Origin of the sequence: Methylobacterium sp. J-068 (genome assembly GCF_022829445.1) — a bacterium.
Lineage (GTDB): Bacteria > Pseudomonadota > Alphaproteobacteria > Rhizobiales > Beijerinckiaceae > Methylobacterium.
The window spans coordinates 206,669-221,768 of sequence record NZ_JAKSXY010000125.1 but is presented as its reverse complement, the minus strand read 5'-3'; the positions used below and the strand labels follow the sequence as shown (position 1 = coordinate 221,768).

Below are 15,100 nucleotides of genomic sequence, written 5' to 3'. Positions count from 1 at the left end.
CGGGTCGCGCCGGACATCATGGCCTCGTGCGCCCATCGGGCAGCAGGTCGCTCGCCACGCCGTTGCGGATCAGGGCGGAACGGATGAGGCGCGGCCGGCCTTTGACCTCCTCCATGATCTTGGCGACGTACTCGCCGATCAGGCCGAGGCCGAACAGGTTCAGGGCGCCGAAGAACAGGATCGTCAGCAGGATGGTGGTGGCGCCGCGGGGCGCGATGTCGGGGATCGCCAAGCGCAGCGCGATCAGCACGAGCCCGAGGAGGCCCGCGAGGCCGAGGAGCACGACGCCGCCGGCGGTGAGCATCTTCAGGGGCGTGTTGCTGAACGAGAAGATCCCGCGCTTGGCCCATTCGAGGTTCGACAGCAGATTGTTGGTGCTGGTGCCGAACATCCGCTTCGGCCGCACGTAATCGACCCCGGTCTGGCGAAAGCCCACATAGGCCCGAAGACCCCGCATGAAGAGGTCGCGCTCGGGGCAGTTCAGGAGCCAGCCGACCACGCGGCGATCCATCAGCGAGAAGTCGCCGGCATCGTGCGGGATGCGGATGTAGCTGAAGGCGGCGAAGACCCGGTAGAACGCCTTGTAGAGCAGGCCCCAGACCAGCGGCATCTCGCGCCGGACCCGGCGGCCGTAGACCACGTCATGCCCGGCGATCCAGGCCGCGTGGAACTGCGCGATGAGTTCCGGCGGGTCCTGAAGGTCGCCGTCGAGGAGCACGCAGGCCTGGGCGGTCGCGAGTTCCATGCCGCTGCGGAAAGCCATCTGCGAGCCGAAATTGCGCGAATGCGTGATGCCGAGCACGTGCGGATCGCAGGCCGACAGGGCGCGGATGCGCTCGCCGCACCCGTCCGGGCTGGCGTCGTTGACGAAGATGATCTCGTAATCGACGTCGATCTTCTTGAACACCGCCGTGAGGCGGGCGTGCATGATCGGCACCGCTTCCTCGTCCTTGTAGCAGGCGACGATGGCCGCGATGCTCCGGCGCCGTGCGGGGGGGGCGCCGGATTTCGTCAGGCCGGACAGGTCGGGGGCGGCTTGCGCCATCCAGTCCCGCGTCCGGGCCAAGCCTTCGGCGAGGGGGGTGCGGGCGCGCCAGCCGATCAGCCGCGCGGCCTTGGCCGGATTGGCCTGCCAGCGTGTCAGGTCCCAGGCGCGTTCCGGCATCGCCCCGAAGGCCGGGGCCTCGGCCAAGCCGAAGACGGTCTGCCCGATGCCCGCCAGGTCGCGGATCGTGGTCTCGATCCCGGTGCCGATGTTCAGCGACTCGCCGTAGAGGTCGAGGGACATCTTGGCGGCCGCGCGCACGAAGGCCTCGCAGACGTCCTCGACGTAGACGAAGTCCCGCGCGATCTCCGGATTGACGAAGTCGGGATAGCCCCCCGCGAGCGCCCGCGAGACCAGGGCCGGCACGAGACGAGCCGCGTCCTCGTAGGGGCCGTAGACCGAGTAGAGCCGCAGGTTCACCACCGGCCAGCCCCGGGTCTTGCCCGCATAGGTCAGGAAATGGGCCGCTGCCGCCTTCGAGACCGCGTAGGGGCTGTTGGGCGTCAGTTCCGCGTCCTCGGCCGGGGCGGCGGAGTTCGAGCCGTATTCCGAGGACGAGCCCGCATGGACATAGGCCGCGAGGGAGCCGGTGCCGGCCAGCGCCTCGACCAAGCCGACCAGGGCGGTGAAGTTGGTGGCGTAGATCAGGTCGGCGTCGGATTCGAAGGAATAGGCCCCGTAGGCGATGCAATCGAACACGGTGGCGGGCCGGATCGCCGCGACGAAGTTCCGGGTCGCGGCACGGTCGTTGAGATCGACCTCGATGACGTGGGCTGGATCGATGTCGCGCAGGCGCGGCGCCGGGCTGCCGCGCACCACCGCGAAGACGTCCCGCCGCCGCGCGAGCAGGTGGCGCAGGAGGTTGCAGCCCACGAAGCCCCCGGCGCCGAGCACCGCGATGGGGCCCTTCAGGGTATCGATCCAGGCATCGGGCCGCGCGTCGGGCTTTTGCGTCATGCGGCGAATGCCGCGCGGATGCTCTCGGCGTCGAGGCCGCACTCGCGACGATGGAAGCCCTGCGAGCCGTAGGTGCCCGAGGGATAGCCGAGGGCGGCCATGTGGCGGAATCCGGTGATCGGCACCGCGTGTTCCAGGCACCAGGCGGCGAGGCTCTGCCCGAGTCCGCCCTGCGCCACGTGCTCCTCGACCACGCAGAGCCGGCCGCTCGCCCGCAGGGCCGCGACGAAGGCCTCCGGCGGCGGATTGGCCTGAAGGGGCAACTCGCTCACCGCCCAAAGGTCGGCGCCGTTCGATCCGTCCTCCATCAGGGCGGACCAGGCGACGCCCGCCATCGGCCCGACGGCGACGACCACCGGACCGGTGCCGGCGCGCAGGCGGCGCCAGGGCGCGTAGGGCGGCGGCGCGCATCCGGCGGGCAGTTCACCCCGGCCGAGACGGAGATAGACGGGTCCTGCGCTGTCCCCGGCGGCGGCCACGACGGCGGCGACGTCGCCGTCGAAGGCCGGCACGAAGATCCGTAGGCCCGGCAGCGTCGAGAGGATTCCGTAATCCTCCAGCGCATGGTGGGTCGCGCCCATGACGCCGTATCCGTAGCCGCCGCCGTTGGCGAGCATCCGCACCGGCAACCGGTGCAGGCAGACGTCGTTGCGGATCTGCTCGAAGGCGCGGGCGTAGCAGAACGGCGCGATGGTGTAGGTCCAGGCCTCCAGGCCCTCGCTCGCCAGGGCGGCGGCGACCGAGATCATGTTCTGCTCGGCGATGCCCGCATTGATGAAGCGGTCGCCGAGCGCGTCGCGCAGGGGTTCGAGGGCGCCGAAACCGAGGTCGCCGGTCAGGAAGACGAGGTCCGGCCGAGGGGCGCGGGCGACGAGCGCCTCGCAGAGTTCACGTCTCACGCCAGCGGCTCCCGAACACCGGTGAGGGCCTCACGGAACTGCGCATCCGTCAGGGGCAGGTAGTGGCTGTCCATCCGGCCCTCGATCGACGGCACGCCGTGCCCCTTCCGCGTGTGCAGCACCACGACCACCGGACGGTCGGTCCCCGGTTCGAGCGCCCTGCGCATGTCGGCGAGGTCGTGACCGTCCGCCTCGCGGATCTCGACCGCGAAGCCGCCCAGCGCGCGTCCGATCGGGTCGAGGGAGGCGACCTCGGCGGTGGTGCCGAAGCCCTGGAGTCGGTTGTGGTCGACGAGGATCGTCAGGTTGGACAGCCGGCGATGGGCGCAGAAGATCAGCGCCTCGAGGGTCGAGCCCTCCTGCCACTCGCCGTCCGAGGTCAGGCAGAAGACGCGGCCGGGCCGATCTTGCAGGCGTGCCGCCAGGGCGAGGCCGCCGGCGAGCGAGAGGCCATGGCCGAGGCTCCCCGTGCCGAAGCGGATCGCCGGCAGCGCACCCGCCGGCGGGTGGCCGGCGAGCCGCGTGCCCTCGCCGTGAAAGCTTTCGAGTTCGGCGTCGCCGATGAGGCCCCGGCTCCAGAGCGTGACGTAATAGGCTCCGGCCGCGTGACCCTTCGAGAGCACGAAGCGATCCTGGGATCCGAGCATCTCGTGGTGGACAAGCATCATCGCGTCGAGCGCCGACAGGTTGCCGCCGAGATGGCCGACCCCGGCGGCGTGGTGCATCGCGATGAGGCGCCAGCGCGCCAGCCGCAGGAGGCCCGGTTCGAGCCGTGTCGCCGCGTCGGGCGAAACCGGCGCGCGCGATGCCGGCTTCCCTGCGGCGACCATCCCGTGCGCTCGATTCGCCATCCGATCGCGTTCCATCCTCTGGTCCGGATGGAGGCACATCTCAAGTTACGGCGGCCTTAAGATGCGGCAGCCCGCGACCGGAGGTCTATGCGGGCGAGCGCCGCGCCCGGCTGTGCAGCAGGTTGAGGATCAGGGCGGTCCACCCGGTCTGGTGCGAGGCGCCGAGACCGCGCCCGGTGTCGCCATCGAAGAACTCGTGGAACAGCAGCGCTTCCTCGGCACCCGGTGCCGGAGCGATCGGGTCCCGCTCGCCGAAGACCGGACGGCGGCCGTCCGCGCCCTTGGCGAACAGGGCGATCAGGCGATCCTCGAGCGCGTCCGCGATGGCCTTGAGGGTCAGGTGCGCGCCGGAGCCCGTCGGATATTCCACGAGGAAGTCGTCGCCGTAATAGGTGTGGAAGCGGCGCAGGGCCTCGATGATGAGGTAGTTCATCGGCATCCAGACCGGGCCGCGCCAGTTCGAATTGCCGCCGAACATGTTCGAGGTGGAATCGGCCGGGTCGTACCGCACGGTGAAGGAGGCGCCGAACTCGTTGAGCGCGTAGGGCTGGTCCCGATGCGCCTTCGAGAGCGAGCGCACCCCGTGAGCCGACAGGAACTCGGCCTCGTCGAGCATGCGCCGCAGCAGGGCCTTCATGCGGTGTCCGCGCAGGAGCGAGAGGAGCTTGCGGTCCTTCACGCCGCCCTCGTCCCAGCGCGAGACCAGGCAGGCGAGGTGGGGCCGGTTCTCCAGGAGCCAGTTCAGGCGCCGGGCGAAATCCGGCAGGCGCTGGAGGACCGACGGCTCGATCACCTCGACGGCGAAGAGCGGCACCAAGCCGACCACGGAGCGCAGGCGCAGGGGCAGCATGCCGCCGCCGGGGATGTCGACCTCGTCGTAGTAGAATTCGTCCTCCTCGTCCCAGAGGCCGAAGCCTTCGCCGCCCATGTCGGTCATCGCCTCGGCGATGAGGAGGAAGTGCTCGAAGAACTTCGAGGCCGTGCTCTCGTAGACATCGTTGTGGAGCGCGAGTTCCAGGGCGATGCGCATCATGTTGAGGGCGTACATCGCCATCCAGGCGGTGCCGTCCGCCTGATGGATGCGGCCGAATCCGGGGGGAGGGCGCGACCGGTCGAAGACTCCGACATTGTCGAGGCCGAGGAACCCGCCCTGGAAGACGTTGCGGCCCTCCGCGTCCTTGCGGTTCACCCACCAGGTGAAGTTGATCAGGAGCTTGTGGAAGACGCCTTCCAGGAAGGCGAGGTCGCCGCGCCCGCCGCGCCGGTCGCGGTCGATCTCGAACACCCGGTAGGTCGCCCAGGCATGGACCGGCGGGTTGGCGTCGCCGAATTCCCACTCGTAGGCCGGGATCTGCCCGTTCGGGTGCATGTACCATTCGCGGGTGAGCAGAAGGAGCTGCTTCTTGGCGAAGTCCGGGTCGATGAGCGCCAGCGGCAGGCAGTGAAAGGCGAGGTCCCATGCCGCGAACCAGGGGTATTCCCATTTGTCGGGCATCGAGAGCACGTCGGCGCCCGCGAAGTGGCGCCAGTGGACGTTGCGGCCGCCGTCCCGCTCCCGTGGCGGCACGGGCTGGAGCGGGTCGCCCTTGAGCCAGACCCGGACATCATAGGAATAGAGCTGCTTGGACCAGATCAGGCCGGCGGCGGCCTGCCGGAAGATCGCGCGGGAATCCGCGTCGTCGATGCCGTCCTGCAGGGACTCGTAGAAGGCGTCGGCTTCCGCGATCCGGCGGTGAACGATCGTCCCCTCCCGGTCGACCGGCCGCAGCCGCGCGCCCGCCGAGAGCCGCAGGGTGACCCGCGTGGTCTCGCCCGGCTCCAGGTGACGCGCGTAGTGTAGGCCGAGCTTGGTTCCGGCCTCTCGTCCCACCGCGGACTCGTCCCCGTCGACGATCGCCGCGTGGAGACCGTCCTTGAACGGGCCGGCGGCATCCGGCTGCCAGCCATGCAGGCGCAGGTTGGTGTCGTTCTCGCAGAAGAGCGGGTCCGGATAACCGTCGAAGGTCAGCCGATACGGGCCGAGGCGCGGATGCTCGCAGGCCACGCCGCCATCGGGCCGGATCGTCAGGCGGGGCCGCCGATGGGCGGCGTCCTCGCGCCAGGACCAGGTGTTGCGGAACCAGAGCTGCGGGATGATGTGGAGGTCGGCCGCCTCGGGACCGCGGTTGATCGCCGTGATCACCACGTGGATGTCCTCGGCATCCTCCTTGGCGTATTCCACCGTCACGTCGAAGAAGCGGTCCTCCCGGAAGATCCCGGTATCCTCGATCTCGTATTCCGGCTGGTCGCGGCCCCGCCGAAGGCCCTCGCGCACGAGTTCGTCGTACGGATAGGCGCCCTGGGGATAGCGGTAGAGGTACTTGAGATAGGCGTGGCTCGGGACCGCGTCGAGGTAATGGTAGATCTCCTTGACGTCCTCCCCGTGATTGCCTTCCTCGTTGGCCAGACCGAACAGACGCTCCTTCAGAATGTGGTCGTGCCCGTTCCAGAGGGCCAGCGACAGGCAGAGGTGGCCGCGCTCGTCGCAGATGCCGGCCAGGCCATCCTCACCCCAGCGGTACGCGCGTGAACGGGCCTCGTCGTGGGGCAGGGCGCGCCAGGCATTGCCGTCGCGGCTGTAATCCTCGCGCACGGTCCCCCATTGGCGCTCGCTGAGATACGGCCCCCAGAGGGACCACGCTCGCTCGGCCCGGGCCTGCTCGGCGATCCTGCGGCGCTCCGCCCAGCCATCGAGCTCGCTCATGCGCGCCGCTCCGTGACAGCCCGAAGCCCGCGTTCGAACGAGGGGTGCGAGGCCACTCGATGGGGACCGGTGACGTCGGATAGCGGCCGGATGGTGCGACGGAGCGAGGAAAAGACGATCATCGGGCCCAGGGTGATGCGGTGCGACGGCGACAGGGATGCATCATCAGCGCCAAGCGCACTCTCGCTCGTCCGACCCCTCGTCTCACGCCCCTGGCGCGACCGGCCGACGGGCTCAGGCGCGTTCGAGGCGCGCGGACAGGCGGCGGACCTTGAGGCGGCGGGCGAATGTCGGGCCCGCGATCAGGCGATCCCGGCGCACGAGGTCGCCCGGCCGGGGGGCGCTCACGCCGATCACGGTCTCGCCGCGCGCGGCGAGGCGGGCCGGCAGGCCGGTATGCGGGCGTCGCAGGCGTGCGAGGGCCACCTCCGGGCGGGCGGTGCCGATGAAGCGGTCGAGGAGGCGAATCCAGCCCTCCGCCGGCACGTCCCCGGCCTCGAGGCAGAGAACCCAGTCCCGCCGCGCCGCCTTCGCGCCCGCGGACCAGGAGGACGCTCCGCGTGCGCGCAGCACGACCTTCGCGCCGGTCGCCTCCGCCACCGTCTCGATGGCGGGACTTTGGCTCGGCACGATGATCACCGCGTCGCCGACGAGGCCGGCCGCGACACCAGCGACCAGAGAGCCCAGCGTATCCGCGAGCTGATCGATCGCGTCCGGGTCGCTGGGTCTTGCCACGAAGATCAGTGCGGAGATCATGCGCGCGCATACCGTATTTTCCAGCCGCGCCAAGCCGTTCGCGACCGGCAGCGCGCGGCAATAGGAATGAAAAACCGCTCCCGTCGCCGGTTTGCCTGAAAAACGCGCACCGGCTTGCAGGCTTGTTCTTGATATGTTCTAAAATCGATCGATGAAACGCTTTCCCGCATGAGCGACTCGGATGCCGGCCCCCGCCGGCCCTCGCAAGGGGTCGATCGACGTCTATCCGAGACCACCCGGCCGATGCCGGAGCGGCGCGGACGCGGCGCCACCGCCAATCCCGGCGGGCGCTTCGAGCCGATCCGGCAGGCGGCGTTCGACGATGGCTGGGCCGACACGCCGGACCTGCCGCCCGTCCGAACCGAGGTCAGGCCGGAACGGGCCCGCAGCCTGATCACCCGCAACACCTCGCCCGATATCTCGTTCGATCGCTCGATCAATCCGTACCGGGGCTGCGAGCACGGCTGCGTCTACTGCTTCGCCCGGCCGAATCATGCCTATGTGGGCCTGTCGCCGGGGCTCGATTTCGAGACGAAGCTCTTTCAGAAGGCGAATGCCGCCGCCCTGCTCGAACGGGAACTGTCGGCGCGAGGCTACAGCCCGGCCACTATCGCGCTCGGGACCGCGACCGATCCCTATCAGCCGATCGAGCGGGGCCATCGCCTCACCCGCGCGGTGCTGGAGGTGCTGGCGCGCTTCCGCCATCCCGTCGGCATCGTGACGAAGTCAAACCTCGTGACGCGGGACATCGACGTCCTGGCCGCCCTGGCGCGGGACGACCTCGTGAAGGTGGCGATCTCGGTGACCACCCTCGACCCCGTCCTCGCCCGCCGGATGGAGCCGCGGGCGCCGCACCCCGAGAAGCGCCTGGAGGCGATCGGCCGGCTCAGCGCGGCGGGGATTCCCGTCATGGTCATCGTCGCGCCGATCATCCCGTCCCTGAACGACCACGAGATCGAGACGATCCTGAGCCGGGCCCGCGCGCTCGGCGCGGTCGAGGCCAGCCACGTGCTCCTGCGGCTCCCCCTCGAACTCGATGCCCTCGTGGACGACTGGTTCGGCGAGCATTATCCGGGCCGCCGCCATCACGTGATGTCGCTCGTGCGCCAGGCCCGAGGCGGCAAGGCCTACGACGCGGCGTTCGGCACCCGCATGACCGGAACCGGCCCCTATGCCGACCTGATCCGCCAGCGCATGCGCCTCGCCCGGCGCCGCCTCGGCTACCCGGAGACGCGCCGGCGCCTTCGCACCGACCTGTTCAGGGTTCCGACGGATCAGTTGAGCCTGCTCTGACCCCGTAGGCCCGGGTGAAGCTGAGGCGGTGATGCGGCGAGCGCCCGAGGGCCGCGAGGCCGGCCAGATGGGTCCGCGTGCCGTAGCCGACATTGCTGGCCCAGCCATAATCCGGGTAGCGCCCGGCCAGCCGCCGCATCAGCGCGTCCCGCAGGGTCTTGGCGACGATCGAGGCGGCCGCGATCTGCGGAACCAGGCGATCGCCACCGATGACCGCCCGGCAGGGCAGGGGGAGGCCCGGCAGCACGTCGCGCCCGTCGACGCACACCGTCGCGCTGCGGCCCAGTGCCAGCACGGCGCGCCGCATGGCGTCGAGGGTCGCGCCGCGCACGTTGATGCGGTCGACGAGCGCGCGGGACCCGGCCGCGACGGCGACCTCCGCATGCGCCCGGATCAGGGGCGTGAGGGCCTCGCGCTCGGCGGCCTTCAGGCGCTTGCTATCGTCCAGGCGACCGAGCAGCTCGGGCGGGAGCGCTGTCGGCCGGAACCAGACCGCCGCCACGACGACCGGGCCGCAGAGCGCTCCGCGCCCGACCTCGTCGCATCCGATCACGGCCGGGTAGGTCTCCGCGAGGCGCGGGTCGAACGGCGGCATCGAACTGAGATCCGGACGGCGGGGCGGCGTTCGGGGTCTCCCTAGCGCGGGCCACGCACGCGGTCCACGCCTCAGCCGAGTTCGACCACGCCGCGAGCCGGCTTGGCGGACGCGCGAACCCGCACGGGCGCCGTGCCGTGGGCGAGCGCGATGTTGTCGTAGAACTGGCGCGCGCTCTCGGCCCAGGTGTAGCGCAGGGCTTCCGCGCGGCAGCGCGCACGCGGAATGGCCAGCGCCGCCAGCGCCGCCGCCCCGAGGTCGCGGTCGAGGATGCCGGCACCCGTCCGCCCGATGACGTCGAGGGGACCGGTGACGGGATAGGCGGCCACGGGCACGCCGCAGGCCAGGGCTTCGAGAAGCACGATCCCGAACGTGTCGGTCAGGCTCGGGAACACGAAGACGTCGGCGGCCGCGTAGAGCGCGGCGAGGTCGGCTCCCGTCCGGGTCCCGAGGAAATGCGCCCTCGGGTCGATCGCGGCGAGGCGCGCCCGGTCCGGGCCGTCGCCGACGACGACCTTGGAGCCCGGCAGATCGAGGCGCAGGAAGGCGTCCAGGTTCTTCTCCACGGCGAGCCGGCCGACGGAGAGGAAGATCGGACGAGGCAGGCCGGCGAGGTCCGCCGGGTCCGGTGCGTCGGCCGGCCGGGGCCGGAACAGGTCGGTGTCGACGCCCCGCGTCCAGCGCATCAGGTTGGCGAAGCCGCGCGCCGCGAGGTCGCGCTCCAGGGAGGGCGTCGACACCATGGTGCCGTTCGAGGCGCCGTGGAAGCGGCGCAGCCAGGCATAGCTCCATACCTCCGGCACGGGGGCACGGGCCGAGAGATATTCGGGAAACCGGGTGTGGTAACTCGTGGTGAAGGGGCGGCGATGCGCGAGGCAGTAACGCCGCGTCGCGTAGCCCACCGTACCCTCCGTCGCGATGTGGACATGGGTCGGCCGCAGATCGTTCCAGAGCCGCGCCACGTGTCGCTTCGTGGCGTAGGCGAGCCGGATTTCCGGATAGCCCGGCAATGGCAGCGACGCGAAATCCTTGTGCGTCAGGAAGATCGGCTCGAACCCGAAGCCGGCTCCGGCCGCCGCCATGTTCTCCAGCGACCGAACCACGCCGTTGACCTGCGGATGCCAGGCATCGGTGGCGATGAGGAGCCTCACGCGACCGCTCGGGCCCCATCGCGGCGGGGGCGCTCGATCAGGTCGACCTGAACGGCGCGCGCGCGGATCAAGCTCGGGTAGTGCAGCACTTCCATGGTGCCGTCGTAATGTTCGACGATCGCCGTGCAGGATTCGACCCAATCTCCGGTGTTCAGGTAGGTCAGGCCATTGATCTGGCGGTTGGCCGCATGATGGATATGGCCGCAGATGACCCCATCGGCACCCACGCGCTTCGCCTCGGCACTGAGAAGCTCTTCGAACTTGCCGATGAAATTGACGGCGTTCTTGACCTTCAGCTTGGCCCAGGCGGACAGGGACCAATAGGCCAGGCCGAGGCGCCGCCGCGCCGTGTTCACGTAGGTGTTGATGAACAGCGCGAAGGTGTAGGCGCCGTCGCCCAGGAACGCGAGCCACTTGGCGTGGCGCACGACCATGTCGAACTGGTCGCCGTGGATGACGAGATAGCGCTTGCCGTCGGCCGCCACGTGGAGGCGCTGATCCGCGATCTCGATGCCACCGAACGTCATGCCGATATAGTCGCGCAGGAACTCGTCGTGATTGCCCGGAACGTAGATCAGGGTCGAGCCTTTGCGGACCTTGCGCATCAGCTTCTGAACGACGTCGTTGTGGCTCTGAGGCCAGTACCAGCCGGATTTGAGCTGCCAACCGTCGATGATGTCACCGACGAGATAGATCTCGTCGGCATCGTAATCGCGCAGGAATTCCAGCAGGAGGTCGGCCTGACAGCCCTTCGTGCCGAGGTGCATGTCGGACAGGAACAATGTCCGGACGCGGGTCGTCTCGGTCTCTTCGCCCATGCGCGCCTCCGGGTCCGCCTTCCGATGCCAAGAGCCAAATCGGATTCCCGTATCAGTTTGATGACGCCGTCCGGTGCGCGCGGACGCGATCCCGCGACGCGACGTAAGCCCTTCATCCACGAAAAAAATTTTGATTTGAGCCCAAGTATTTCGGGTTTTCCTTTCGCCGCGAAGGCGGGCATAGTCCCGCTCAAGGTGCCCCACTGGGCCGCGCCGGAACGCGCATGTCCGGAACCCTCCGAGGTGAACCAAGGGTGCCGTCCCCGGGGACGAAGACGCTGAAACGGTCCAGTAGCGCGCGTGCCGAACGCGTGACCCGACCCATGGAGAAGAAGGCTTGAGGAATCCGGTCGCGTTCGATGCAGCAGGTGCCGAAGGTGGTCCTTCGGTGCGTCCGGCGTCCGTCCGGAGACCGAACGCGAACGAGGCCGGCTCACGATTCATCTAATCAGCGGCCGCGAACGGCTTTCCGGATCGGTCCGGGACCGTCCGCGCGGTTCGCTCCAGTCATCAACGCATCTGTGTCGCCCCACGAGACTGGTGTGCGGGCGCATTGTGATAAACGGAGAACACACCATGGCGGCAACGCGACGTCCCGGCCGGAACCACCTGTTCGTTCCGGGCCCCACGAACATCCCGGACCGCGTCATGCGCGCGATGATGGTCCAGTCCGAGGACCACCGTTCGGTGGATTTCCCGGCGCTGACGAAGCCGCTCTTCCAGGATGCGAAGGCCGTCTACGGCTCGACGGACGGGACCATTTTCCTGTTTCCGGCCTCCGGCACCGGCATCTGGGAATCCGCGCTGACGAACACCCTCTCCCGCGGCGACAAGGTCCTGGCCTCGCGCTTCGGCCAGTTCAGCCACCTCTGGATCGACATGGCCCAGCGCCTCGGCCTGGAAGTGATCGTGCAGGAGGAGGAGTGGGGCACCGGCGCGAACCCGGAGCGGATCGGCGAGGCCCTGCGCGCCGACAAGAACCACGAGATCAAGGCCGTGATGGTGGTCCATAACGAGACCGCCACGGGCGTCACCAGCGATGTCGGCGCCGTGCGCAAGGCCATCGACGCCGCCGGTCACCCGGCCCTGCTGTTCGTGGACGGCGTCTCGTCCATCGGCTCCCTGCCGTTCAAGATGGACGAGTGGAAGGTCGATTGCGCCATCGCCGGCTCCCAGAAGGGCCTGATGCTGCCCGCCGGCCTCGGCGTGATCTGCGTCAGCCAGAAGGCGCTGAAGGCCGCCGACACGTCATCCGGTCAGAACGATCGCCTCGCGCACGTCTACTTCGACTGGGCCGACCATCAGAAGCAGAACCCGGGCGGCTACTTCCCCTACACCCCGTCCCTGCCGCTGCTCTACGGCCTGCGCGAGGCGCTCGCCTGCCTCAACGAAGAGGGCCTGGAGAACGTCTTCCACCGTCACCACGTGCTCGGCGAGGCGACCCGCCAGGCCGTTGCCGCCTGGGGCCTGAAGACCTGCGCCAAGGAGGCCAAGTGGAACTCCGACACCGTCACGGCGATCGTCGTGCCGGAGGGCGTCGATGCCGCCGCGATCATCAAGCACGCCTACGTGCGCTACAACCTCGCGCTGGGCGCCGGCCTGAACCAGGTCGCCGGCAAGGTGTTCCGCATCGGCCACGTGGGTGACCTGAACGAGCTGTCGCTGCTGGGCGCCATCGCGGGTGCCGAGATGGCGATGCTCGACAACGGCGTGAAGGTGCAGCCCGGCTCCGGCGTCGCCGCCGCGTCGAGCTACCTGCGCGAGAACCCGCTCTCCAAGTCCTGAGACCTAATAAGTCTTGAGACCTGGCAAGTCCTGACATCCGATGCCGGGGCGGGCGAACCCGCCCCGGCACTCCGATCGACCCTACCCGTGACCCGGCCGGATCGGCCAGAGGATTCCATGACGAAGAAGATCGTGTTCCTCGACCGCGAGTCCCTGGACGCCAAGGTCCGTGAATTCAACTTTCCGCACACGTACGAGGAGCACGAGTCGACCTGGACGCCGGAAGAGATCGTCGAGCGCCTGAAGGGCGCCGAGATCGCGCTGATCAACAAGGTCCCGATGCGCGCCGACACCCTGAAGCAGCTCCCCGACCTCAAGCTGATCGCCGTGGCCGCCACCGGTACGGACGTGGTCGACAAGGAGGCCGCGAAAGCTCAGGGCATCACGGTCGTCAACATCCGCAACTACGCCTTCAACACCGTGCCCGAGCACGTGATCGGGCTGATCTTCGCCCTGCGCCGCGCCATCGTGCCCTACGCCAACTCGGTGCGCCGGGGCGATTGGGCGAAATCGACCCAGTTCTGTTACTTCGATTATCCGATCCACGACATCGCCGGCTCGACGCTGGGCATCGTCGGCTACGGTGCGCTCGGCAAGTCGATCGCCAAGCGGGCGGAAGCGCTCGGCATGAAGGTCATCGCCTACGACGTCTTCCCGCAAGAGGGTCTCGTTGACTTCGAGACGATCCTCACCCAATCCGACGTGATCACCCTGCACGCCCCGCTGACCCCCGAGACCCGCAACATGATCGGGCGCGAGCAGCTGGCGAAGATGAAGAAGCACGCGCTTCTCATCAACACCGCCCGCGGCGGCCTCGTCGACGAGGAGGCCCTGGCCGAGGCCCTGAAGGCGGGCACTATCGGCGGCGCGGGCTTCGACGTGGTGATGACCGAGCCGCCCAAGAACGGCAATATCCTGTGCGAACTCGATCTGCCCAACCTCATCGTCACGCCGCACGTGGCCTGGGCGAGCAAGGAGGCGATGCAGATCCTCGCCGACCAACTCGTCGACAATGTCGAGGCCTTCGTCGCGGGCAAGCCCCAGAACGTGGTGTGACGGTGTTCGGACCGACCTCCGCGTTTCTACGAGCAGACCGGGTCCCTCTCCCCCTCGCGGGGAGAGGTTAGGAATGGGGGTGGCGCCGCTGGCCTCGGTCGCGTGCGGGGCGCCCGACCATTCCGCCTCCAACGCCTCCCCACTAGCTCGACGGATTTCGGGCAGGCCCGAGATCCACCGTGAAGGAGGTCCGGGACAGCGAGACGCATTCGCACGATAGCCCGCCCGAACGGGCGAACCCCTTCACGACCATCCGCCGCGCCGGGCGCGCAATCGACAAGGACGAACCGATGAAAAAGCTGCTGTTCCAATTCGACACCGACACCGTCCCGAGCGTGTTCGACGTGGTCGTGGGCTACGATGGCGGGGCCGACCACATCACCGGCTACGGCAACGTGACCCCGGATAATGTCGGCGCCCTGGTCGACGGGACGATCTACACCCGCGGCGGCTCCGAGAAGAAGTCGACGGCGATCTTCGTGGGCGGCGGCAGCATGGCGGCCGGTGAGGCGGTGTTCGAGGCGGTCAAGAAGCGGTTCTTCGGCCCGTTCCGCGTCTCGATCATGCTCGATTCCAACGGTTCGAACACCACGGCCGCCGCGGGCGTCGCACTGGTTCAGAAGGCCGCCGGTTCCCTCGCGGGCAAGAAGGCCGTGGTGCTCGCCGGCACCGGCCCCGTCGGCATGCGATCGGCGGCCCTGCTCGCGCAGGAAGGCGCCGAGGTGATCCTGTGCGGTCGCTCCCTGGACAAGGCGCAGGCCGCCGCCGACCAGATCAACAAGCGCTTCAAGGTCAGCATCGAGGCCGCCGAGACGCCGGACGCCGCCTCGCGCGCCGCGATCGTCAAGGGCCAGAACATCGTGTTCTCGGCCGGCGCCATCGGTCTCGAGCTCCTGCCCGAGGATGCGTGGAAGGACGAGGCCAGCATCGAGTTCGTGGCCGATTACAACGCGCAGCCCCCTCTCGGCTTCGGCGGCATCGAGGCCATGGACAAGGGCAAGGAGCGCCATGGCAAGCGCGTGTTCGGCGCACTCGGCATCGGTGGACTGAAGCTCAAGCTGCACCGCGCCTGCGTCGGCCAACTCTTCGACAACACCGAGCAGGTGCTGGACGCCGAGGCGATCTACGCGCTCGCCAAGAAGATGGCCTGA

The 15,100-nt window shown here is 69.0% G+C and carries 12 protein-coding genes; 4 read left to right on the top strand and 8 right to left on the bottom strand.

The window, feature by feature from the left end; genetic code table 11:
* Nucleotides 1-16 precede the first annotated feature (16 nt).
* From MKK54_RS24045 to MKK54_RS24025, 5 genes are all read right to left on the bottom strand, one after another.
* Nucleotides 17-2,002 (bottom strand): NAD-dependent epimerase/dehydratase family protein, encoded by a 1,986-nt coding sequence (locus MKK54_RS24045; protein ID WP_244015107.1) that lies wholly within the window; start codon nucleotides 2,000-2,002, stop codon nucleotides 17-19.
* Nucleotides 1,999-2,901 carry a transketolase family protein gene (locus MKK54_RS24040; RefSeq protein ID WP_244015105.1) on the bottom strand — a complete coding sequence of 301 codons (903 nt, stop codon included), beginning with the start codon at nucleotides 2,899-2,901 and terminating at the stop codon, nucleotides 1,999-2,001. Before MKK54_RS24040 ends, MKK54_RS24045 begins: the two co-directional genes overlap by 4 nt.
* Nucleotides 2,898-3,731 carry a 1-deoxy-D-xylulose-5-phosphate synthase N-terminal domain-containing protein gene (locus tag MKK54_RS24035; protein WP_244015103.1) on the bottom strand — a complete coding sequence of 278 codons (834 nt, stop codon included), beginning with the start codon at nucleotides 3,729-3,731 and terminating at the stop codon, nucleotides 2,898-2,900. The genes MKK54_RS24040 and MKK54_RS24035 overlap by 4 nt, the downstream gene beginning before the upstream one ends.
* A gap of 106 nt (nucleotides 3,732-3,837) precedes the next feature.
* The gene (locus MKK54_RS24030) at nucleotides 3,838-6,495 is read right to left on the bottom strand and encodes an MGH1-like glycoside hydrolase domain-containing protein (RefSeq protein ID WP_244015100.1); all 2,658 of its coding nucleotides are present in this window, start codon (nucleotides 6,493-6,495) and stop codon (nucleotides 3,838-3,840) included.
* A 234-nt stretch (nucleotides 6,496-6,729) separates the two neighbouring features.
* Entirely contained in the window at nucleotides 6,730-7,251 is a 522-nt protein-coding gene (locus MKK54_RS24025) for a hypothetical protein (protein WP_244015098.1), read from the bottom strand.
* Nucleotides 7,252-7,494: 243 nt separating this feature from the next.
* On the opposite strand from MKK54_RS24025, the gene MKK54_RS24020 reads away from it, so the two are divergent.
* A complete protein-coding gene (locus tag MKK54_RS24020) occupies nucleotides 7,495-8,544 on the top strand; it encodes a PA0069 family radical SAM protein (protein ID WP_409564240.1) in 1,050 nt (349 codons plus the stop codon).
* On the opposite strand, the gene MKK54_RS24015 is transcribed toward MKK54_RS24020, so the two are convergent.
* From MKK54_RS24015 to MKK54_RS24005, 3 genes are all read right to left on the bottom strand, one after another.
* On the bottom strand, nucleotides 8,510-9,139 hold the full coding sequence (locus MKK54_RS24015; protein WP_244015093.1) for a ribonuclease HII: 630 nt from the start codon (nucleotides 9,137-9,139) through the stop codon (nucleotides 8,510-8,512). The two genes, MKK54_RS24020 and MKK54_RS24015, sit on opposite strands and share 35 nt — an antisense overlap.
* Nucleotides 9,140-9,210: 71 nt before the next feature.
* Nucleotides 9,211-10,290, bottom strand: coding sequence for a glycosyltransferase family 4 protein (locus MKK54_RS24010; protein ID WP_244015091.1), 1,080 nt, complete (start codon nucleotides 10,288-10,290; stop codon nucleotides 9,211-9,213).
* Entirely contained in the window at nucleotides 10,287-11,108 is an 822-nt protein-coding gene (locus tag MKK54_RS24005) for a UDP-2,3-diacylglucosamine diphosphatase (protein ID WP_244015089.1), read from the bottom strand. The genes MKK54_RS24010 and MKK54_RS24005 overlap by 4 nt, the downstream gene beginning before the upstream one ends.
* A gap of 576 nt (nucleotides 11,109-11,684) precedes the next feature.
* Here MKK54_RS24005 and MKK54_RS24000 point away from each other — a divergent pair.
* The 3 genes from MKK54_RS24000 to MKK54_RS23990 all read left to right on the top strand — a co-directional run bounded on the left by MKK54_RS24000 (nucleotide 11,685) and on the right by MKK54_RS23990 (nucleotide 15,100).
* On the top strand, nucleotides 11,685-12,893 hold the full coding sequence (locus tag MKK54_RS24000; protein ID WP_244015087.1) for an aminotransferase class V-fold PLP-dependent enzyme: 1,209 nt from the start codon (nucleotides 11,685-11,687) through the stop codon (nucleotides 12,891-12,893).
* Between the two features lie 117 nt (nucleotides 12,894-13,010).
* Nucleotides 13,011-13,949 carry a D-2-hydroxyacid dehydrogenase gene (locus MKK54_RS23995; protein WP_244015085.1) on the top strand — a complete coding sequence of 313 codons (939 nt, stop codon included), beginning with the start codon at nucleotides 13,011-13,013 and terminating at the stop codon, nucleotides 13,947-13,949.
* 290 nt (nucleotides 13,950-14,239) lie between these two features.
* The gene (locus MKK54_RS23990) at nucleotides 14,240-15,100 is read left to right on the top strand and encodes an NADP-dependent methylenetetrahydromethanopterin/methylenetetrahydrofolate dehydrogenase (protein WP_244015083.1); all 861 of its coding nucleotides are present in this window, start codon (nucleotides 14,240-14,242) and stop codon (nucleotides 15,098-15,100) included.

Excerpts from the sequence above, each read along its gene's own strand:
- MKK54_RS24025 (WP_244015098.1), bottom strand. The coding sequence starts at position 7,251 with ATGATCTCCGCACTGATCTTCGTGGCAAGACCCAGCGACCCGGACGCG.
- MKK54_RS24015 (WP_244015093.1), bottom strand. The coding sequence starts at position 9,139 with ATGCCGCCGTTCGACCCGCGCCTCGCGGAGACCTACCCGGCCGTGATC.
- MKK54_RS24000 (WP_244015087.1), top strand. The coding sequence starts at position 11,685 with ATGGCGGCAACGCGACGTCCCGGCCGGAACCACCTGTTCGTTCCGGGC.
- MKK54_RS24030 (WP_244015100.1), bottom strand. The coding sequence starts at position 6,495 with ATGAGCGAGCTCGATGGCTGGGCGGAGCGCCGCAGGATCGCCGAGCAG.
- MKK54_RS24020 (WP_409564240.1), top strand. The coding sequence starts at position 7,495 with ATGCCGGAGCGGCGCGGACGCGGCGCCACCGCCAATCCCGGCGGGCGC.
- MKK54_RS23995 (WP_244015085.1), top strand. The coding sequence starts at position 13,011 with ATGACGAAGAAGATCGTGTTCCTCGACCGCGAGTCCCTGGACGCCAAG.
- MKK54_RS24005 (WP_244015089.1), bottom strand. The coding sequence starts at position 11,108 with ATGGGCGAAGAGACCGAGACGACCCGCGTCCGGACATTGTTCCTGTCC.
- MKK54_RS23990 (WP_244015083.1), top strand. The coding sequence starts at position 14,240 with ATGAAAAAGCTGCTGTTCCAATTCGACACCGACACCGTCCCGAGCGTG.
- MKK54_RS24035 (WP_244015103.1), bottom strand. The coding sequence starts at position 3,731 with ATGGTCGCCGCAGGGAAGCCGGCATCGCGCGCGCCGGTTTCGCCCGAC.
- MKK54_RS24045 (WP_244015107.1), bottom strand. The coding sequence starts at position 2,002 with ATGACGCAAAAGCCCGACGCGCGGCCCGATGCCTGGATCGATACCCTG.